The 22,187-nt window shown below is 40.4% G+C and carries 13 protein-coding genes; 6 read left to right on the forward strand and 7 right to left on the reverse strand.

Going from position 1 to position 22,187, the window contains the following annotated elements; genetic code table 11:
* Positions 1–6: 6 nt before the first annotated feature.
* From F565_RS0111055 to F565_RS0111085, 7 genes are all read right to left on the reverse strand, one after another.
* Positions 7–1,410: a T9SS type A sorting domain-containing protein gene (locus F565_RS0111055; protein WP_020213290.1), complete on the reverse strand. Its 1,404-nt coding sequence runs from the start codon at positions 1,408–1,410 to the stop codon at positions 7–9.
* A gap of 127 nt (positions 1,411–1,537) precedes the next feature.
* Positions 1,538–3,106, reverse strand: a complete 1,569-nt coding sequence (locus F565_RS0111060) for a helix-turn-helix domain-containing protein (RefSeq protein WP_020213291.1) — start codon at positions 3,104–3,106, stop codon at positions 1,538–1,540.
* A 368-nt stretch (positions 3,107–3,474) separates the two neighbouring features.
* Positions 3,475–3,951 carry a hypothetical protein gene (locus F565_RS0111065; RefSeq protein WP_020213292.1) on the reverse strand — a complete coding sequence of 159 codons (477 nt, stop codon included), beginning with the start codon at positions 3,949–3,951 and terminating at the stop codon, positions 3,475–3,477.
* A 137-nt stretch (positions 3,952–4,088) separates the two neighbouring features.
* A complete protein-coding gene (locus F565_RS0111070; RefSeq protein ID WP_020213293.1) occupies positions 4,089–6,914 on the reverse strand; it encodes an alpha-amylase family glycosyl hydrolase in 2,826 nt (941 codons plus the stop codon).
* 50 nt (positions 6,915–6,964) lie between these two features.
* The gene (locus F565_RS22370) at positions 6,965–8,071 is read right to left on the reverse strand and encodes a SusE domain-containing protein (RefSeq protein WP_020213294.1); all 1,107 of its coding nucleotides are present in this window, start codon (positions 8,069–8,071) and stop codon (positions 6,965–6,967) included.
* A gap of 17 nt (positions 8,072–8,088) precedes the next feature.
* On the reverse strand, positions 8,089–9,639 hold the full coding sequence (locus tag F565_RS0111080; RefSeq protein ID WP_020213295.1) for a RagB/SusD family nutrient uptake outer membrane protein: 1,551 nt from the start codon (positions 9,637–9,639) through the stop codon (positions 8,089–8,091).
* A gap of 10 nt (positions 9,640–9,649) precedes the next feature.
* Positions 9,650–12,730: a SusC/RagA family TonB-linked outer membrane protein gene (locus F565_RS0111085; protein ID WP_026300008.1), complete on the reverse strand. Its 3,081-nt coding sequence runs from the start codon at positions 12,728–12,730 to the stop codon at positions 9,650–9,652.
* Positions 12,731–12,944: 214 nt separating this feature from the next.
* On the opposite strand from F565_RS0111085, the gene F565_RS0111090 reads away from it, so the two are divergent.
* The 6 genes from F565_RS0111090 (at position 12,945) to F565_RS0111115 (ending at position 22,172) form a co-directional block, all read left to right on the forward strand.
* Positions 12,945–13,973 (forward strand): LacI family DNA-binding transcriptional regulator, encoded by a 1,029-nt coding sequence (locus tag F565_RS0111090; RefSeq protein ID WP_020213297.1) that lies wholly within the window; start codon positions 12,945–12,947, stop codon positions 13,971–13,973.
* 200 nt (positions 13,974–14,173) lie between these two features.
* Positions 14,174–15,757 carry an MFS transporter gene (locus F565_RS0111095; protein ID WP_020213298.1) on the forward strand — a complete coding sequence of 528 codons (1,584 nt, stop codon included), beginning with the start codon at positions 14,174–14,176 and terminating at the stop codon, positions 15,755–15,757.
* Between the two features lie 20 nt (positions 15,758–15,777).
* On the forward strand, positions 15,778–16,434 hold the full coding sequence (pgmB, locus tag F565_RS0111100) for a beta-phosphoglucomutase (RefSeq protein WP_020213299.1): 657 nt from the start codon (positions 15,778–15,780) through the stop codon (positions 16,432–16,434).
* 1 nt (position 16,435) lies between these two features.
* Positions 16,436–18,745, forward strand: a complete 2,310-nt coding sequence (locus F565_RS0111105) for a glycoside hydrolase family 65 protein (RefSeq protein ID WP_020213300.1) — start codon at positions 16,436–16,438, stop codon at positions 18,743–18,745.
* Between the two features lie 126 nt (positions 18,746–18,871).
* Positions 18,872–20,707 (forward strand): glycoside hydrolase family 13 protein, encoded by a 1,836-nt coding sequence (locus F565_RS0111110; protein WP_020213301.1) that lies wholly within the window; start codon positions 18,872–18,874, stop codon positions 20,705–20,707.
* Positions 20,708–20,732: 25 nt separating this feature from the next.
* Positions 20,733–22,172, forward strand: coding sequence for an alpha-amylase family glycosyl hydrolase (locus tag F565_RS0111115; protein WP_020213302.1), 1,440 nt, complete (start codon positions 20,733–20,735; stop codon positions 22,170–22,172).
* Positions 22,173–22,187: the final 15 nt, after the last annotated feature.

Below are 22,187 nucleotides of genomic sequence, written 5' to 3' on the forward strand. Positions count from 1 at the left end.
AAAAAATTACTCTTTTAATACTTTAAAAACTTCTGTAGTACCATCTTCAAGCTGGGCTTTTACAATATATAAGCCACTTGCAAGCGACTGCATATTAACAGTATTGTTATTTAAACTGTAGCCATTTATTTCGCGGCCTTGTATATTGTGTATAGCTACGCCGGTTACCAGTTTTTGAGAAGTGATTTGTAAAACATCTTTTACCGGGTTAGGGTAATAAGTAAGATTTACAGCCTTAGGCGCATCAGTACCTAAAGATGACCTGCAAAATCCTTTTACATCAAATACAAAGTTTTTACCTGTTTGAACGTTCCATGTGTTGCCATCTGTACCAGATGTAAAGCCGTATCCGCCTATGCCGGGAAGCGTAGTAGTTTCCCATACCATATAATCACTATAATTAGGGGTAGGTATTACTTCTATAAAATAAGTACCTGCAGATAGTTCTATAGGTTCGTCATCAAACGAAAAGTTTGTCTGCACCGCCACAGTATAGGCGTCTGAACCTGGAACAGGTATAGTGCCGTCATATTGTGTGTATTCAGGGCCTTTGTTTGTAAAAGTGTACAGTACAGTACTTGGAGTAGAAAATTGTGAACTCCTTATTTTTATGGTTGCGTTGTTCATGCGTCCTAATAGCATAGTATGCAATGTAAAATCGGTAAGGGTAAATGTTGTGTTAGCCGGAACCACAAAATCATCAGCTAAAGAAAGTATTTGTCCAAAATCAAAGAAAGACACACCACCCTGATGGTTGTTTGATGCGTTGGACTGGTTACATTCCTCACCATAATCAGGCAAAGTCTCTCCAGAATCGGCACACTCACCCATTATCTGGAATACTTTGCTGTAGTATCCGCCACCGCCCCAGATTATATTGCCAAACCTGTCACGGTTTTTTACAAAATCAAAAACACCTGACGTCTGGGTTTCTAATCCAATTTCCCACCCTATAGCAGTTTCATCGCCCGGGGCTGCAGCTAATTCCACAAAATATTTACCTTTAGGGAATACATGATCTGTTGGCAGGTCTACAGTAATCGTATAGGCATCAAAAGCTTCTCCGGTTACCTCATAAGCCAACTCCTGGCTTGTGGGTACAACATTTGTAAACGTTTCTATAACGTCTCCCGGCTCCCCGCTCACACTTGTGTAAAACGTAATGTTTACATAAGTAACATCGGCCGGTCCTTTAAGCACGTTAAAGTTAATACTGCTTGCTGTAAATACTTTGCCAAACGGTACATCAAAATCTGTAGCCCCTGAGTATTCATTATTTACATCGCCTGCAGATATATTCTCTCCATTGGCAGTATTGTTTGATACGGTGCCGTTTGCACATGACTCCTGTGCAAATGCAGATAGCGATCCTGCTAATAATAAAGTTGCAAATAGTAATTTCTTCTTCATAACTGATAGTTTTAGTTTCGGTTCTAAAGATATATAAAAGGCGGTCCTTAAAATTTTACAAGGCTTTCAAAATATCATATTTTGAAACAGTAAAAATTTTAAACTACTAATTTATAGTAGTTTAAAATCAGGCTAAAGATTTGTTTGCGTAGCTGTTTTCTTCCTCACGTAAAAATACAGAAGGTGAAATACCAGTTACTTTTTTAAATACTGTAGAGAATGCACTGTGCGAGGTAAAGCCACAATCTTCGGCAAGGTAGCTTATTTTGTATTTTTCGTACTCGCGATGGGTGTGTATTTTATTGCATATATAACGAATGCGCAACTCGTTGATATAGGTATTAAAGTTTTTGTCTTTTTGCGATTTAATAACTGCCGAAAGGTAGGCCGGGTTAGTTTTTAACTGTACGGCAAGCATAGAAACAGTAAGCTTTGGATTCCGATAGCCTTCTGTATCTTCAAATTTTTGGAGCCCATCCAGTATTTCTTCTTCTACCAAGGTGGGTACATTATATATAGATTTAGTGTCTTCTTGTATATCCTCGTCTGAAACGGGTAAAATTTCAGCCTGGATTTTTAACCTTTTTATTATAGACTGATATACTAAACGTTCCCTTTTTTTCTTTTGGTTGATGTAAATAATGGTGCAAAAGCTAATTAATACAATACCTATAATACCGTAAACAAGCCAGCGGTTATTTTTTTCGGACTCTTGTATTGATGCCGAAAAATCTTTTTGTTCTACATTAAAGGCTGTATTTATAGCTTTAAGTTCATTGCTTTTTACCGTATCTCGCAGTGCAATGTGCTTTTCGTTATAAACAGTATAATTTGTATTGTCGCCAATGCTTTTATAGTTGCGTGAAAGGGTGAGGTAAATATCTGTTTTAAGAGTGATTATGTCAAAATCCGGATCTTTTAATACCTTCTGTAATGTGTCAATGGATCTTTTGTACTCGCCCCTCAGGCTATATACTTCTGCCAATGAAGCATTAATAAAGTATTTAAGGTCGGTTTCTTCATTGCCTTTTTTTGCAAGAGCTTTAGTAAGGTAAATTTCGGCAGAATCTGTTTGTCTTAAGTACTTGTAAGAATTGCCTATGTTATAAAGCGACCGCCTGTAATGGTAGTTACTCCTGTCTATATTTTTTACAAGATTAAATTGCTGTAGCGATTGTTTGTAATTATTATTTGCCCCTTTATAATTTTTGTCATTCAGGTCGAGGTTTCCCAATTCAAGGTGGCTTAATGCCTTTAAACGGAATTTTTTATCGCCCTGCGGCATTCTTTCTATTTGTTGTATGGCCTGGTTTAAATAGGGGCGGGCCTTTTCGGTTAAGTTAAGGTGAGAGTACAGGTTTGCTATAGAACCATAACCCTGAGCCATCATTTCAGGGTCGGCAGATTTTTCTGCCATATCTTTTGCCTTAAAGGCGTAAGCTATAGATTTGTTGAGGTTATTTACCAGAAAATACATAACAGAAGTTCTTTCCAATACATCAAACTTCTGGTTATATGATGAGGTATTATTTATAATATAATTTCCTGTCTGCAGTATCTGAGTAGTATCCTCTATGCGAATGGTCATGAAAACTGCCTGTGCGCTGTCTGCCTGTTTTTGCAGTTTATTTTGTGCAAATACAGGGGCTATAAATAATAAGAATATAGTTAAAAATATGTAAGTGTATTTAAACATCAACGGCTGCTTTATCTAAGGCTTTCGGCAGGTGTAAACCAACTGCCGGTAAAGCGATAAATTTAGCAAATATTACCTTGTATATACAAGCAGATATTTGTTTAGTGCATAATTACCGATTTGTCTAAAATTATGCCAACTTAATAAAGAACTTATCTTGACTTTTTTCAATTGGCTACAAAATGATTTTTTTGCTTTATATTTTACCTGTTTTATTATTCCGTAGCGCTGCTATGCAATGCAAAAAAGCCAAAATCTGAAACAAAAATCTCTATTTTTCGCTTCAATCAAAAGAGTCAGGACAAGTTCAAAGTATTGAACATCTTATTTAAATATAGAATTTTAAAAGTAATAGTTGAATATAAAACCTATTCCTGTAGCGGCCTTAAAGTATTGCTATAGGTAACTATAAACGTGGTTTCGCCACCCGGGTTTTTCATTAGGTAAATAAACTTATATTTTGCAGCATCTTTTGCTAACAATACAAACTCTTTTTTTGTAAGGTTATCGTATATTTTAGTGTCAACGGTATTATCTATACGGGTTTTATCTGCAATACCTGTTTTAAGGTTAGATATTACATAATCGCTATATAGTTTTTTTGTAGCATTGCTTACTACGATTTTTTCTCCTTTAAAATTTTGGGTAAATATTAAAACAGAGTAATTGGCAGCTGCAGCTTTCAGGCTTTTTAATACTGCTGTTTTCTCTGTTGCTGTGGCAGCCCTAAAATCGTCGCGGTAACGTACCTCTACTGTTTCCTTTACTGGCGCAGTGGTGGTTTTAGAACTTTTGCACATTGTAAAAAACAGGAGCAGGGGAAGTATAAAAAGTATCTTTTTCATGAATAAAGCTATTGTATCAAACTTAAAAGTACAGCTTAGGTTTTTATTATCACAGCCGTTTATGATATAAATAACAAAAGGCCTCCTTTGCAGGAAGCCCTTTGCGAAACTTAACTTATCTAACTAACTCGAAAAAATTATTCTTTAACAAGCTTAACGGTGCTTTGCCTGTTAGCAGCATCTGTAACTTTTACAAGGTACATACCTTTGCTTAGCATACTTACATCATAAAGATTACCGGCAGCATTTATACCAAAGCTTTTTACCAGCTGTCCTGTTATAGCATATACATCTACTTTTGCGGCAGGGATGTTTATGCTAAACTGTGTGTTGGCAGGGTTAGGATATAGTGCCGCTTTAGTAGTAGCAACTGTTTCGTTGCCTAATATGTTTGCAGCCCTGTTGCCAAGTATCCTGAAATCGCCAGGCTGAAGTGTAATAGATGTTGTGCCTGCTGCAACAATGCTGTTGTCCATAAGGTTATACCAGTCTCCGGCAAGTGGTAAGTTAGTGGCAATAGTTTGTGCACTTGCACTAAAATTGGATAGCACCACAACCGATTTTAATGTATCATCTGCCAGGGCATTGTTTGTTATATCAATCCTTGGTGTAAGCGTGCCGGATGTTACTGTAAAGGTAGTAGTATGAAATACAGCATTGTTTAGCCTAAGGTTGTTTATCTGTGCCCAGGTGTTATATATTGCTAACCTTGCAGGATCTGTTGTGTACCCAATTTCTGATGGTACAGGTTTAGGGTCTGTGCGGCAGGCCACGTTATAAGTAGTGTCAGGACAGCGATTAATGCCATAGTCATAGCCAAGCTCGCCAAACTGCCATATCATCTTAGGGCCGGGTACAGTTAAAAATACAGCCCCTAATGCTTTCGTTCGTTGCAGGGCAGTGGTAAGATCGCTGGCGTTATAGCCGCCAAAGTTATAGCCATATAACAGGTTTTTATACATAAGCCTTTCTTCGTCATGGCTCTCGGCATAACCTACAGCCCTTGGTGCTGTAAAGCCTTTGTTTTCAAAGTCTATATTGTTAAAGTTGCTGTTGTCGGCATAGCCCATGGTAAGCTGGTTATAAGCAGGGTTAAAGTTAGCCCAAAGCATTATTCCTTTTCCTTCGCCCACGCGGTAGTTTGCCCATTCTGTTTCTTCAGCAGCCGAACTGTTAGGTCCTGTACCCACACCAAGATGTTCAAATATCACATAAAAATCAGGATCAATTGCCCATTGATGATCGGCATATTGTTTAAGAATGGCAACCCTGTCGGCATTATAAGCATTCGTACAGGTTTCGTTGTTAGTACAGTTTTGGGTAAACCCTTTTGTAAGGTCCCAACGGAAACCATCTATATGAAAATCGTTCATCCAGTGCTCTATGGTACGTTCTGCATAATATTGCGTAAGCAGGCTCTGGTGGTTAAGATCTGTACCCACGCTGTAAGAGTGCGTTGCCACAACATTACAGTAAGGATTCTCTGTTGTAGTATCGCCAAAACCGTCGCCATCCGGGTCGTTACACCACATGCGGTTAAGCGGAGAACGGCCATAAACATGGTTTAATGCCACATCCAGTATAACGGCAATGCCATTTTGGTGGCACAGGTCTATAAAGGCTTTCATGCTGTTTACAGTACCATAGGCTTTATCATTTGCCATGTGAAAAGCCGTGTTGTAGCCCCATGATATGTTGCCTTCAAACTCCATTACAGGCATAAGCTGTATGGCATTTATATGCAGCCCTCTAAAATAATCTATTTTTGCGGCAAGGCCATCCCACGTTTTTTCGCTGTCAAAATCCCTTACTAAGGTTTCATAAATAATAAGGTCTTCTTTAGCAGGCTTAACAAAGTTTGTTACCTGCCAGTTGTACGCCGGCTGCGCTGTTTGCAATACTGTTACATCAAAATTCTGGCCTGCCGGATATACAGGTAAGTCAGGGTATTGTGCAGCGGTAAGATACTGGTCGTCATAAGGAGAAAGTACTAAAGTAGAAAACGGGTCGGCGGTTTTAACCATTGCCTGAGAGTTTGTAAAAGGCGTTTGGTCTACCACCCAGTACTGATAGGTTTCTATCTGACCTGCCGTAAGGCCTGTAAGCTCTAACCAGAACTTGCCGGTAGCACTGTCTTTTTTCATGGCATGCGCCGATGATGGCTGCCAGTTATTAAAGCTTCCTGCAACGTACACAAAATCTTTGCCCGGTGCATTAAGTACTAATATGGCAGTTGTAGCATTGTCAGGGTCATAATTAATACCATCTTTTACATTGGCAGGCAATGCGGCCGTAACAGTATTGGGATTTACTATAACACTAAAGTTTCTTACGGCAACCTCTGTTCCCGATGTTACTGTTAAGGTATAATTTTGATTTGCCGTAATATTAGATTGCGTATAGCTGTAGTTTGTTGTAGCAGTATTTAAATTTACGGTTGCCCCATTAGAGGCTAAGTTGTAGCTGGCATTGCCACCTGTATTAGTTGCGCTTACCGTAAAGCTCCCTCCGGAGTTTATTATGGTTGTGCTGTTTACTGCCGGTGCGGTAAGATTTACCTGAAAAGCACCTACAGGTAAAAACGTATCTGTGGTTTGGGGGCTGTTTGTTGCCGCCCTTAGCACAACACATATCTCTGATATGGTGCTGGTAGCAGGTACGCCAAAGTAGGTATACAAATCTGTACCCAGTGCAAGGCTGTAATTAGTGCCCGATACTAATGTTAGCGCAGGCTGTACGTTATTTTGACCCCAGTCTCCTATAACGCGCTGCCAGCGTGCCCCGTTTACCGTAACACCTATGTGTGCATAAATAGTGCCGGTATAGCTGGCCAGCGGCGTGCCCGCTTTGTTAAAGTTTAATGTAACGGGAGCATTAGCAATGGCAGGCGCGGGGCTGGTAGTAATTTGTGCCTGGCTAAGCATGCCGGTTACTAAGAATAAAAAGAGTATAAATTTTTTCATATCTATTAATTAATAAAAGGCTGCCCTTTGCAGGCAGCCTTTATATAAATTTATGGTTGACGTTCTATTGTATAAGTATAGGCCCTTGGATTGCTTAGGTCTAAAGTTATTTTATACGTTCCCGCGGTTGCAATACCTATGTTGCTTCCGCCACCAAGTATCAGTTTACCATCTGTCTGGTTTAAAACAGCATCTCCAAGACTTATGTCCCAGTTATTATTAGCCCTGAATTTCCAGCCATCGTTTGGAGCAGTTTGTGCAGACATCACTGCGGTAATTGTCCATTTTTTTGTAGCAGCATCATAAGTCATTGGTGTGCTGTTATCCCATCCTCCCGGAGTAGCATTGCCTACAATTCCCCAAACGGTAGCTGTGGCACTATATGTTAGCTCATCAGTATCTGCTTTAATGTAATAATATCCTGCAGGACCCGGTTTAATGTTTGTTTCACCCTCCTGAACCAATACACCACTGGCACCACTTGCAGCAGCATCACCATAATCGCCGTCGAAGCCCACATTGGTAGGGATTAATTTAAATTCTGGTGTTGCAACATTCATATATATAAAACCTTCAAAAGCTGTAGAGCCAAAACCATTAGCTTCTAAGAAAGGAGGTGTTGTATTGTCTCCCCAATCCGGGCCATAGCCACTTGCACCTGTAAAGTTACCCCTAAGATAAATTTTAGGGTTAGCATTAGTATAAGGCGTTATAGTAAAAGTTAATACATTAGAGGGTAAAGCTATCGTGTTTGATGTACCTATGGAGGCTGTTACCCTAATATCAAGCTGTCCCTGATTATTAGAGGTAAGGCCTGCCTGCACTGCATACCCATTTAATTCGGCAACACTTAACGACAGTGTTCCGGTAGTGCTTCTTCCTAAAACAACTATCGAATCAAATTGTGTTCCCGCAAGAGATGCTTCTGCTGTATAAGTAATTTCTGTAGGTAGGGTAAATGCAGCATTAGTCCAGTCTAACGTAATTGCATTATCGTCCTGTGTAGCTTGTGTAAGTACCAATGCCGTGCCACTTTGTGCAGAACTTAGCGTAGGGGCAGTTAATCCGGCAACGGTAGTTTTGTTGTCGTCGTCACTACACGATACCGCCGCAAATAGCAATAGCGGTAAAATGAATAGTTTAGTTATATTTTTCATATTCTTTTATTCGAAGATTAATAACCAGGATTTTGGGTTAAATTAAGGTTAGACTGCAATGCAGTTGCCGGAATAGGGAACAGCTTGTAAGTGTCTGGTATTGATGTTCCGTTTACTGTATTACCTTTCCATGGCCATAAATAAGAACCGCCTGTAAACTTGTTAAAGCGTATAAGGTCTGTCCTTCTGTGGCCTTCAAGGTTAAGCTCGCGTGCCCTTTCGTCAAGGATAAAGTTTAAGGTAAGCTCTCCGGATGTTATTGTACTCGTATGGGCTCTTGTCCTAATCTGGTTTACATAATCTAAAGCCTGAGAATCAGATCCTCCCGAAGCACCTCTTTTCACGCATTCGGCATACATTAAGTACGCATCTGCAAGGCGGAACATTGGGAAATCTGTTCCTGAGAACGATGTTGAGATTGATGTACCGGTAAAGTTTTTATTCCTGAATTTTACTGCAGGATAACCGTTGCTCCACTCTTTATAATCGGTCATTTCATAGGTGTGGCCTGTTGTCCAGAATAATTTTGCCCTATCATCTGTAGATGTAGCAAGGTTACCAAAAAGGCTGTACCATGCTTTAGTTGCCCTGTGGCCTGTCCACGCATCGGTAGTGCCAAAATCGTTAATGTTCATGGTTTCTGTACTTGTAGAACCATTTACAAGGTAGGTAGTGTTACCGTAACTCTGGCTTACAACAGCATCTGCAATAAGAGGGAAAATAATTTCGGTAGATGTATTATTATCTCCGGAAAAGTTGCTCACAAAGTTTTGTGCTAATGTATAGTTGCCTTCTGTTATCACTTTACTTGTATAGCTAAGCGCATCGTTCCAGCGGGCTGTGCCTGTATATACTTCTGCATTTAGGTACAATTTAGCTAATAACATACGTACAACGGCCTTGTTAGCCCTTCCGTAACCGTTAGTTGCCGGCATATCGCCTTCTATTGCTAAAAGTTCCTGCTCTACATATGTAAATAATTCTGTCCTCGAAGATTCTGTTAATGGCACTGTGCTTCCAAAATTGCTTTCGTTAACAAGAACACCTTTACCAAAACAGTCTATCATATAGTAATAAGCAAGAGCCCTTATAAACCTAAGCTCACTCGTTACCTGTGCTTCATTAGGCACATCTACAGTTTCGAGAGCCAGTATAATATTCGTAGTTTGTGGTACTATATAGTAAACACGGTCATACAAATACCTGAAAAACTTATTGTTAGGATCCCAGTTAGATGCAGTAGTAAGCTGGTCAAGGCCATCATCTCCCCAACGGTTTTTCATGCCATCGGCAGTAAAATCCTGAAGATTGATGATACCCCTTAAAAAAGCGGTTTCTCCGGCGTTAGGTCCACTAATGTCAGAACTATCCGGGCCAGATGGGCCAGATAATGCAAACGTACCATACATTTTAGATAAAAGCCCCTGTATAGCATTAGGATCTTTTATTAAAAGATTTTCTAACGATAATTCTACTTTTGGCTTAGTGTCCAGGTCATCGGCACACGAAGAAAAAAGTAACACTATTGTGCTTAGTGCTAAAATTACCTTTTTATTAATATTTTTCATGTTCAATTTTTTAGAAGTCAAAGTTTAAACCAAAGTTGTACATCCTTGGGCGTGGGTAAAAGTTACTATCAATTGCATTAAAGTTTTCAGGATCCTGGCCTGAGTAACTTTTAATTATAAAGGCATTATTAACACCTGCATAGAGGCGTAGTGTACCTGTTTTAGTAATGTTCTTTATCCTGTAACCCAGTGTAATGTTATCGCATCTTAAAAAAGCAGCACTTTCTAAGAAATAGTCAGATGCCGGTACGTTACCATTAATGGTCTGGAAGCTTGGGTCGGCAGCGCCACTATAAAAGTTAAGTGCGTTATTAAGGTTGTTCGTGTTGTTAGGTAATACACGCTCTGTATAACCGCCTGCAAGCTTAATGGCATTGTATACTTTACCGTCAAACTGGCCGTGGAAGGTTGCAGAAAGATCAAAGTCCTTGTACGTAAAGTTAGTGCTGAAGCCAAAAGTATAGTTAGGGCGTAAAGGTTGGTAATACTTATCGTCGTTAGTAATAACACCATCGCCGTTACGGTCTTTATAAGCACCTACTATTGGGTGGCCTGATGCATCATACAATTGCTCGAATACGTAAGCAGAGTAAGGCTGCTGGCCCACTGCATGGCGCGCAAGTTTTAAACCTGTTTGTACAGGTAGCCCGGATTCTGAAGCCTCGATAGAGTTTACATTATTAAGGTCGGTTACTTTACCTTTATTATAAGCAAGGTTACCTAATATCTCCCATGTAAAATCATCTGTTGTAATAGCTCTTACTTTTAAGTTAACCTCTATACCACGGTTAGTTAACGAACCCACGTTTTGAGTAATCTCGTTTGTAAGGTATTGTCCTGATGGTACAAAAGACTTAACAAGTAAATCGTCTGTATCCCTGCGGTACACATCTACACTACCGGATAGTACATCATTTTTAAAGAATGCAAAATCAATACCGGCATTATATGTAGTGGTAACCTCCCATTTTAACTGGTCGTTAAAAGGGTTCGCACTATATGTGTTTACTCCCGGCAGGTACTGGCTGTTTGTAGCACCTATGCTAAACAGGGCAGATGTAGGGTAGTAACCTGCTATACCTGTAATATCCTGTTGTCCCGTCTGGCCATAGCCAAGGCGTACTTTTAGGTCTGTAACAACTTTACTGTCTTTAAGGAATTTCTCATCAATAGCCCTCCATGCAAAACCTGCCGCAGGGAAGTAGCCCCAACGTTTGTCTTTCCTGAAAAGCGACGATCCGTCTGCCCTCATTGTAAACGTAAACAGGTATTTGCTTGCAAGATCTACGTTAGCACGGCCAAAGTAAGACTCTAATACAGTTTTGTTGTAATACCTGTTGTTTGGGTTTTGTACGTTTGGTGTAATTTCCCTTATACCGGTATCTGTATTATACCTGTAAATTTCTTTGTTACCATCATTTACAAAACTCTGGAACGTGTGGCCCGCCTGAGCATCTATACGGCTTATAAAACCATTAAATGTTTTAGTGTAAGCAAGGTAAGTGTCAAGTGTTTTGTTTGATATATGCTGCTCTTCCCTGTAGTTAATACCCGGGTTGTAAATATAATTTCCGGTTTGGTTGTTAAGCTGGTAACTCGCAAAAGCATACTCGCCATAATTTTCTGTAATTTTAGCGCGCGACCCTTCAAAACCTGCATTTACAATAGCCCTAAGTTCCGGCAGAAAATGCATTTTATAGTCTAACTGTACGTTTCCTAATAGTTTATTTACATTTTCCGGCCTTCTGCGTTGGTCAAGTAAGTTAACAGGGTTGTACTGGCCATCAAAATCCTGAGGGTTTGCCGCCGTAACGTTTTGGTAATATCCGCCAAAGTTATTAGCAGTACCGGTAGCATAAATAGGTTTTGTAGGGTCCATGTTTAATGCACCGCCTATAGCGCCACCATCATCTATCGTATTTTTTTGAGCCCTTAAGCCTTTAGCATTGATATCTACTTTAAGGTGGTCATCAAAAAATGTAGGAGTAATTTTTAATGATGCTGTATAACGCTCATAATCATTTGTTTTTACAACACCTTCATTGTTTGTATAGCCAACAGATGCCCTAAAGGGAACTTTTTTAAACAGGTTAGCACGAGCGCTAAAGTTATGGTCTGTTAATATAGATGTCCTGTAAATAGCATCCTGCCAGTTCGTGTTAGACAATATTCTGCCTTCAATAATATTTGGAGTTAAAGGGTCATCAACCGTTCCTGCAGGAGCATTAGGGTCTGCAATACCTAATTTGCTTACCTGGCCAGGGTAGTACTGTTGTATAAACCTCGAAAAAGTAGGCCCATCCATAACATCAAGCTGTTTGGTAACTTTACCAATAGAAACAGTAGATGAGAATGTATACTGCGGCGCGCCCGACGATCCTTTTTTAGTAGTTACAATGATAACGCCGTTAGAAGCCCTTGAACCATAAATTGCAGTTGCAGAGGCATCTTTAAGTATCGTGAACGACTCAATGTCATTAGGGTTTATAAGCGATAGTGGGTTGTTTACACCGGCAGGGTTAACAAAGTCTAACGGTACACCATCAATAATAATTAACGGGTTGTTTTGTGCCGATAGCGAGCTGCCTCCACGTATCCTTATGTTTGGTGCGGCATCCGGCTGTCCACCCGCGCTGGTAATTCTTACACCCGGTGCACGGCCTGTTAATAACTGGTCGGCACTGCTTATGGCACCTTTATTAAAATCTTTAGATGTTACCGTCGTTATGGCACCGGTCGCATCTTTTTTAGTTGTGGTACCATACCCTATAACAACTACCTCCTGTAGTTGGGTGGCATCATCTTTCAAAACTACATCCAGTGTAGGCTGTCCGCTATAGGCAACAGTTTGGGTTGCAAAGCCTATAGAGCTAAAAACAAGGTTATCGCCACTCTTTACATTACCTATGGTATACTTACCATCAAGGTCTGTAGCAGTGCCGTTTGGGGTGCCCTGTACAATTACATTTACGCCGGGTATGGGCTCTCCCGTAGTATTATCGCGCACTACGCCTGTTAGCGTGCTCTGGGCCAGCACACTAAACGGTAGCATCAGCAATAAAAATAGTAATCTTTGATACATAGTTTTCATACAAATTGTTTAGGTTAAATTTTGCTTTTTAAGCTTATAATTCCACTTCAGAGATTAAAATTATTCAATTTGTTAATACAAAAAAAACGTTTTCGTAAAATAGGGCTACGCAAACGTTGGCGTGTTGAAAACTTTTCATTTTTAGGCTGTTATATTGCTATTATTAAAAATTAAATTTACCTTTAACTGTAATTCAATAATTTTTATCCCTGTTATGAAAAGAAAGGTCACTTTAAAGCAAATTGCTAAAGAATTGGATGTGTCTATATCTACAGTTTCTAAAGCGTTGAGAAACAGTCCTGAAATAGGTGAGGATACAAAACAAAAGGTACAGGCTTTTGCCAAATTTTACAACTATAAACCTAATAATATTGCACTAAGCCTTAAGAATAAAAAAACAAAGACCATAGGTATTATTATCCCAGAAATTGTACACCACTTTTTTGCTACGGTAATTAGCGGTATAGAGCAGGTTGCAAACGAAAATGGCTACAACGTAATTGTGTGCCTTAGCAACGAAAGTTTTGACAAAGAGGTAATAAATATGGAGATACTTGCAAATGGCAGTACCGATGGTTTTATCATGTCATTATCTAAAGAAACGCAACAAAAAAAAGACTTTCACCATATACAGGAGGTTATAAACCAGGGGATGCCCGTTGTAATGTTCGACAGGATTACTAACGATGTGCTTTGTGATAAGGTAATTATAGACGACCAGCTCGCGGCTTACGAAGCGGTTGATTTTCTGGTTGCCAAAGGCTTTAAAAACATTGCCCTTGTTACAACGGTAGATTATGTAAGTGTGGGCCGCTTACGCACAGATGGTTACATAAACGCACTTAACGACCATGATATACCGGTGCATGAGGATATGATAGTAAAGATTGAAGATATAGAAGGCTGTGCCTCTAAAATTGAAGCGTTGCTAAAAGATAAAAGGCCCGATGCCATATTTGCCGTAAATGAACTTTTTGCGGTAACAAGTATTAAACTGGCGGCAAAAATGGGCATAAAAATACCCGAAGAACTATCTGTAATAGGGTTTACCGATGGTATTATTTCACAGTTTTCCAGTCCAAGTATTACCACCGTGAGCCAGAACGGGATTTACATGGGTGGCCGCGCTGCCAAGATGCTTATAGAGCGCCTGGAGATGGAAGAAGAAGAGGAAAACGAGCAATACAGGACAGAATTAATTGAAACGCACTTAGTTGAAAGAGAATCTACGTCAACGATGTAGTTTTGCGTAAAATATTTGTATCCAAATGGTTAAAAAAAAATTCCGCCACTACAGACGGAATTTTTTTTGGCTTAAAAGTTTTTCAAATTAAAAAATAGCTATATTTGTAACTGATTATCAAAGCTTATAATTTCACTTCAACACAATTATAGTTTTGATAAGCCATACGCGCTTATCGTTAATACATCATTTATACGATAATGGAAAAGCGTAAATTAGGTTTCTGGGAAATTTGGAACATGAGTTTCGGTTTCTTAGGGATACAAATGGGTTTTGCCCTCCAGAATGCCAACGTTAGCAGGATATTCCAGACACTTGGAGCATCTATAGACGATATCCCGGCACTATGGGTAGCAGCCCCGCTCACAGGGCTCATTGTACAGCCCATAATCGGTTACTTTAGCGACAGGACCTGGACAAAGCTTGGCCGCCGTAAGCCCTACTTTTTAGCAGGCGCACTGCTAGCATCTGTAGCATTGTTTATAATGCCTAACTCTCCGCACCTTTGGTTTGCCGCCGGGATATTATGGATGCTTGATGCGTCTATTAATGTTACCATGGAGCCCTTTCGTGCTTTTGTGGGAGACGTCCTAAACGAAAAACAGCGCACAACAGGTTTTGCCATGCAAAGTTTTTTTATAGGGCTTGGTGCTTATGTAGCTTCTAAGCTGCCTAACATACTTACCTATTATAATGTAAGCAATGTAGCCCCGGCCGGACAGATACCCGACTCTGTTAAATATTCTTTTTACATAGGCGGTGCAGCGTTTATACTATCTGTGCTGGTCACCATTTTTACCACAAAAGAATATTCGCCGGAAGAGCTTGCGGCCTTTGAGAAAAATGAGGAAGAAAAATACAACGAGGAAGAAAAGCCGGCATCGTGGTTTACAGCAAATGGCAGCAGGCATTTACTAATAGGGATCGTAGCCTTTATTTTCGGTTTGCTGCTTACGTATGTAATTTATGCAAACGATCTTAAAAAAGACCTTTATGTTTTATCGCTTGGGTTAATAAGCCTTGGTGGTGTGGCACTCATTATCTCCGGCCTTAGCCAAAAGGCTGGCAACTACCGCAATGGTTTTATTACCATCATGAACGATTTTCAGTTTATGCCTAAGGTTATGAAACAGCTTGCATGGGTACAGTTCTTTACTTGGTTTGCCCTTTTCTCTATGTGGATTTATACCACCGGTGCAGTAACCGAGCACATTTTTAAAACCACCGATACTACATCTGTTGCATATAATACAGGTGCCAATGTGGTTAACGAAATGTTTGCCAACTATAACCTCGTGGGCGCTCTCGCAGCTTTTATTATACCATTAATAGCAAAACGTACCAGCCGTAAGTTTACACACTTTTTAGCATTGGTGGCAGGCGGGCTTGGGCTTGCCTCTATTTATTACCTTGGCCTTGCGGGCACGTTTAACAACGAGATATTTAGCATTGGCACTAAAGGGTCATGGCTAAGCTTTACATTTTATATGTACGACTTTTCTATGATAGGTGTAGGCATAGCTTGGGCCAGTATACTTTCTATACCATTTGCTATGTTAAGCGGCGCACTGCCGGCATCTAAAATGGGGTATTACATGGGGGTATTTAACTTTTTTGTAGTAATACCACAACTTTTGGCGGCATCTATACTGGGCTTTTTAGTATCGTTCTTTTTTGATAACGAGCCCATTTATGCCCTGCTTATAGGAGGTGCCTCTATGATACTTGCCGGCGTTATGGCCTTACTGGTTAACGACAGGGCAAGTGTTACCATTAAACAATAAAACATCAATCAATCAACATAATGAATCAAAAGGCATTTATTTTCGACCTCGACGGGGTCATTGTAGACACGGCCAAGTACCACTACCTGGCCTGGCAAAAAATAGCGAACCGCTTGGGTATCGATTTTACACACGAGCATAACGAGCTGCTTAAAGGTGTGAGCCGCATCCGTTCGCTGGACATTATTTTGGGGCTTGGCCATGTACAGGCATCAGACGAGGATAAGAACGCATGGCTAACAGAAAAGAATGAGGATTACCTGTCTTTTATTGCAAACATGCAGGCCGATGAAATATTGGTTGGCGTAATAGAAGTACTGGACTGGCTTAAAAAAAAGGACCAGCTTATAGCATTAGGATCTGCAAGTAAAAATGCAAGGCCGATACTGGAAAAGGTAGGCATACTGGATTATTTCGACGCTATTGTAGATGGTAATGACGTAACCAATGCCAAGCCCGACCCGGAAGTATTCCTTATGGCAGCGCAACTGGTGGGCAAACCAGCCAAAGGGTCGATAGTATTCGAAGATTCGGTAGCAGGCTTACAGGCGGCAAACGTAGCAGGCATGATAAGTATAGGCATTGGCGATAAAACCACATTGCATGAAGCCCAGTACAACTTTAACGATTTTACAGAGATAGACACAGAGTTTTTAGAAACCTTAGTTAATAAATAAGATGAACCAGGATTATATAGTACCGGACAATTGGAGTATAATTGAAGAAGGCTTTGATGCGGAAAGGGTAAAATCATCCGAAAGCTTATTTAGTATAGGTAACGGTGCCATGGGGCAGCGTGCTAATTTTGAAGAGAACTACACAGGGCATACCTTTCAGGGAAGCTACATAGCGGGTGTTTATTACCCGGATAAAACTAAAGTGGGATGGTGGAAAAACGGCTATCCCGAATATTTTGCAAAGGTACTTAATGCACCTAACTGGATAGGTATAGATATAGAAGTTAACGGTGAAAGCCTGGATCTTGCCACGTGCAGCGAGATTGTAAATTTTAGGCGCGAGCTTAACATGAAGGAGGGCTGGTACCACCGCTCATTTGAGGCGGTAATGCCAAGCGGTATGGAGGTTAAGGTAAACGTAACCCGTTTCCTGTCTATAAACGATGATGAGCTTGGTGTTATAAACTACCGCGTTACTCCGGTAAACCGTGCAGCAAAAATTGTGTACAAACCGTATGTAGATGCCGGTGTAAAAAACATGGATACCAACTGGGAAGAAAAATTCTGGGAGCCGCTGGATGTTCAGCATAATGGTAATGAGGCTTTTGTAACAGCGCGTACATTTAAAACACATTTTAATGCTGCTACATTTATGCACAACTGCATACACTTAAATGGTAACGATCTTGAAGTGCTGCCGGTTAATGTTACGGCAGGTAAAGATAAAGTACAGCTTAGTTATGCGGTAGAGGTTAACCAGGGAGAAACATCGGGTATTGTTAAGTTTGGTGGCTATATTGTGTCGCTTGACCATGACAATGAAATATTGGTTACTGCTGCTAAAAAAGTGATTGCATCGGCGAAAGCCAAAGGATATGATGCTTTGCTTGAAGAACAAAAACAGGCGTGGGCTTCTATCTGGGAAATGGCCGATATTACTATAGATGGTGATGTTAAGGCACAACAGGGAATCCGTTTTAATATATTCCAGTTAAACCAGACGTATCTTGGTAAAGACCCAAGGCTTAACATAGGCCCCAAAGGTTTTACCGGCGAAAAATACGGTGGAAGTACCTATTGGGATACCGAGGCATATTGTATTCCTTTTTACATGGCTACTAAAGACCAGCAGGTTGCAAGGAACTTGTTAACGTACCGCCACAACCAGCTTGGTAAAGCTATAGAAAATGCAGAAAAATTAGGCTTTAAAAACGGGGCTGCTTTATACCCAATGGTTACCATGAATGGCGAAGAATGCCACAACGAATGGGAAATTACGTTTGAAGAAATTCACCGTAACGGGGCTATTGCATTTGCCGTTTATAACTATTACCGCTTTACCGGAGATTACAGCTACATTCCTGAAAAAGGATTGGAAGTACTTATAGGTATTGCGCGTTTCTGGCACCAGAGGGCTACCTTCTCAAGCCATAAAAACAAGTACATGATACTGGGTGTAACAGGCCCTAATGAGTATGAAAACAATATAAACAATAACTTTTATACCAACTATATTGCTAAGTGGTGTATAGATTATACGGTAGAGCAAATTACGAAAGTAAAAGACGAATACAGTGCCGACTTTGACCGCATTATGTCTTTAGTAAACTTAAATGCTGAAGAAATTAGAGAATGGAAAAAAGTGTCGGATAACATGTATTTCCCATACTCTGAAGAGCATGGTGTATACCTGCAGCAGGACGGTTTTCTTGATAAGGAACTTATCCCCGTTAGTGAGTTAGATCGCTCTCAGCGCCCTATCAACCAGAAATGGAGCTGGGACAGGATATTGCGTTCGCCTTACATCAAGCAGGCCGATGTTTTACAGGGCTTTTACTTTTTTGAAGACCACTTTACAAAAGACCAGCTTGAAAAACACTTTGAGTTTTATGAGCCACTTACAGTGCATGAGTCGTCATTATCACCATGTGTGCACTCTATCCAGGCAGCAGGCTTGGGCAGGATGGAGCAGGCATATACATTTTACTTAAGGACATCGCGCCTTGACCTTGATGATTACAATAAGGAGGTGGAAGAAGGCCTGCATATTACCAGTATGGCCGGTACATGGATGAGTATTGTAGAAGGTTTTGGCGGGATGCGTGTTAAAAATGACACATTGCATTTTGAACCAAGAATACCGGAACAATGGGAGGGTTATTCATTTAAAATAAACTTTAGGAATCAGGTGCTTAAAGTATCCGTTCATGCTGCAGATACCAGCTTTACCTTAGAAGGAGATACTGAGATTAATGTGGTGGTAAACGGTAAAAATATTACCGTACAGCCTAATATGCTGGTAACGGTATAGTACATTTTGATAACCTGCAAGGTCTTAGAGACCTTGTAGGTTAATTAACCAAACAAATTATACCTACAAGGTTTTAGAAACCTTGCAGGAAGTGAGGCCCGATGGCCAAAACTATAAATACAACAAATGAAAAAATTACTTTTACTATTACTTCTTACGGGCAGTATTGCATTCGCCCAGGCCGATAGGGTAGAACCGCCTTTTTGGTGGGCAGGGATGAATAACCCCGAACTTCAAATTATGTTCTATGGTAAAAACATAGCACAATACACACCATCGGTATCAAACAATGTGGTAATTACGGGCGTGGTTAAGACCGAAAACCCTAACTATATTTTTGTAACAATAGATACTAAAAACGTACCGGCATCTGATCTTGTTTTTTCGTTCAAAAACAAAAATAAGGTTGCCTTTACCCAGAAATATTCGCTTAAGAAGCGCAAAGCAAACTCAGGTTACAGGGACAGTTACGATTCGTGTGACATGATGTACCTTATTATGCCCGACCGTTTTGCTAACGGAAATGCAGGTAATGACAATACTAAAAACACCAATGAAAAAGCCGACAGGAACAATCCTAACGGCCGCCACGGTGGCGATATAGAAGGTATAATTAAAAACCTGGATTATATAAAAGAGCTGGGTGCTACAGCAGTTTGGGTTACGCCATTGTGCGAAGATAATGATGCACGGGGATCATATCATGGTTATGGCCAGAGCGATGTTTATAAAATAGACCCGCGCTATGGTACTAACGAAGATTACCTGCGCCTGTCATCTGAAGTAAAAAAGAAAGGCATGAAGCTGGTGCTTGATTATGTTACCAACCATTGGGGTGCAGAGCACTGGATGTATAAAGATTTACCTATGTACAATTGGGTGCACCAGTTTCCGGGTTACTCGCAGTCTAATTACCGCATGGCGACACAGTTTGATACCAACGCTTCTAAAATTGACCAGAGGCAGTGTGTAGACGGTTGGTTCGTACCAAGCATGCCCGATCTTAACCAAAGCAATCCATTGGTGCTAAACTACCTTAAGCAAAATGCTATATGGTGGATTGAGTACGCCGACCTTGACGGTTTTCGTGTAGATACGTATTCATATAATGATAAAGACGGTATCTCTAAATGGACAAAAGCTATTACAGACGAGTACCCTCATTTTAATATAGCAGGCGAAGTATGGATGAACGACCAGGCGCAAATGGCGTATTGGCAAAAAGACAGTAAAGTGGGCGCTATCGAGAGTTACAACTCACACCTGCCTACCGTTATGGACTTTACGGGTATGGATGCACTTGCCCAGGCTTTTAACGAAGATGATGCAGGCTGGGATAAAGGAACCATGAAAATGTACAACAATTTAGCGAACGACTTTTTGTACCCAAACATAAACAACCTGCTCATTTTTGCCGAGAATCATGATACAGGCCGTATAAACGAGATCTATAAAAACGATTTTAAAAAATACCGGATGGCTATGGCAATACTGGCTACCGAAAGGGGTATCCCTCAGTTGTATTATGGCAGCGAGATAGGTATGGCAGGCGATAAAGGCAAGGGCGATGGCGACATTCGTCATGACTTTCCCGGAGGTTGGGCTGCAGATGCGCACAATGCCTTTACAGCGGCAGGCCGTAACGCTCAGGAAAAACAATATTTTGACCTTACGTCTAAACTATTTACCTGGAGAAAGAACAAAGAAGTTATTCATACCGGTAAAACCACACAGTACATACCCGATAATAATGTGTATGTATACTTTAGGTATAATGATAAAGAAACTGTTATGGTAGCGGTAAACAATAGTGGCGAAAGCAGGACGTTTAAGTCGGCGCGCTTTGCAGAGAGTATTAAAAACCATAAATCGGGTACAGATGTAATTACAGGTAAAACCGTAAATGTTACGGGCGATATCACGATGGAGCCGAAGAGTGTAATAGTATTAGAACTGAAATAAGAAGCTATAATAAATCTTATTCTATATGAAAAAAATAGTAATAACCGCTCTTGCCCTTACTATGTTGTTGGGTTGCAAAGAGGAAAAGAAAACAGAAGCTGCAACCGAAACAACGACCACCACAGCAACGCTGCCACCGGTAAGTGATGCCGCAATGGAGAATGCTGTAATTTATGAAGCAAACATTCGTAACTATTCTAAAGAAGGTACTTTTAACGCCTTTACAAAAGACATTCCGGAGCTCAAAAAACTTGGGGTTAAGATATTATGGGTAATGCCTATTTATCCTATCTCAATGAAAAAAAGGAAAGCTACTGCCGACAAATCTATTGAGGATATTACCGACCCTAATGAAAAGAAAAAATACCTGGGCAGCTGGTATGCCATTACCGATTATACTGCGGTAAACCCTGATCTGGGTACGCTTGCGGATTTTCAGAAACTGGTAAAAACAGCGCACGATAACGGCATGTATGTAATCCTTGACTGGGTGGCTAACCATACCGGGTGGGACCATAAATGGATTACTGAACACCCAGAATATTACCAGCACAATGCCAAGGGCGAAGTAACCGACCCACTAAACCCTGAAACAGGCGAACCGTGGGGATGGACAGACGTGGCCCACCTTGAATATACCAACAAGAAAGTGTATGAGCCTATGAAGGATGCCATGCTGTACTGGGTTAAAGACCAGAACATAGATGGTTTCCGTTGTGATGTGGCCGATAATGTACCTGCCGATTTCTGGAATTTTGCGATACCTAAGCTTAAAGAAGTTAAGCCTTTGTTTATGCTTATGGAATCGGAAAAAGAGTATTTGCTGAAAGGCCAGTTTGATATGGGGTATGGTTTTGAAGCCCACCACGTAATGAACGATATAGCCCAGGGTAAAAAAACAGTTGCCGACTGGGATAAGCTTATGGTTAATCTTTCTAAAAAATATGAGAAAGACGATATCATGATGAACCTTACCAGCAGCCATGATGAAAATGCATGGAACGGAAGCGAATATGAACGTATGGGCGATGCTGCCGGGGCTTTTGCGGCCCTAACTTACGTTATGCCGGGTATGCCGCTTATTTATACCGGTCAGGAGTATGATAATAAACGCCGCCTCAAATTTTTTGAGCAGGATCCTATAGAAAGAAAAAAAGGAAAAATGTTTGGTATCTATGAAAGACTGGGTGCCCTTAAAAACAATGACGAAGCGCTAAATGGCGGTAAAAAACCGGCATCGTATACAAGGCTTAAAACTTCAAATGATAAAAAGATACTTGCTTTTGAGAGGAAAAAAGGAGGTAAAAAAGTATATTATATAGCCAACCTGACAAATCAGATATTGCAATTTAAAGTTCCTATAGCAGGTAGCTTTACAAATGCGGTAACAGGCGAACAAGTAACGCTTGAAAAAGGCCAAACAATTAATGCCACGCCATGGCAATATTGGGTTTTAACCCAGTAAAACAATAATACCGGC

It is taken from the genome of Flavobacterium rivuli WB 3.3-2 = DSM 21788, assembly GCF_000378485.1.
GTDB lineage: Bacteria > Bacteroidota > Bacteroidia > Flavobacteriales > Flavobacteriaceae > Flavobacterium > Flavobacterium rivuli.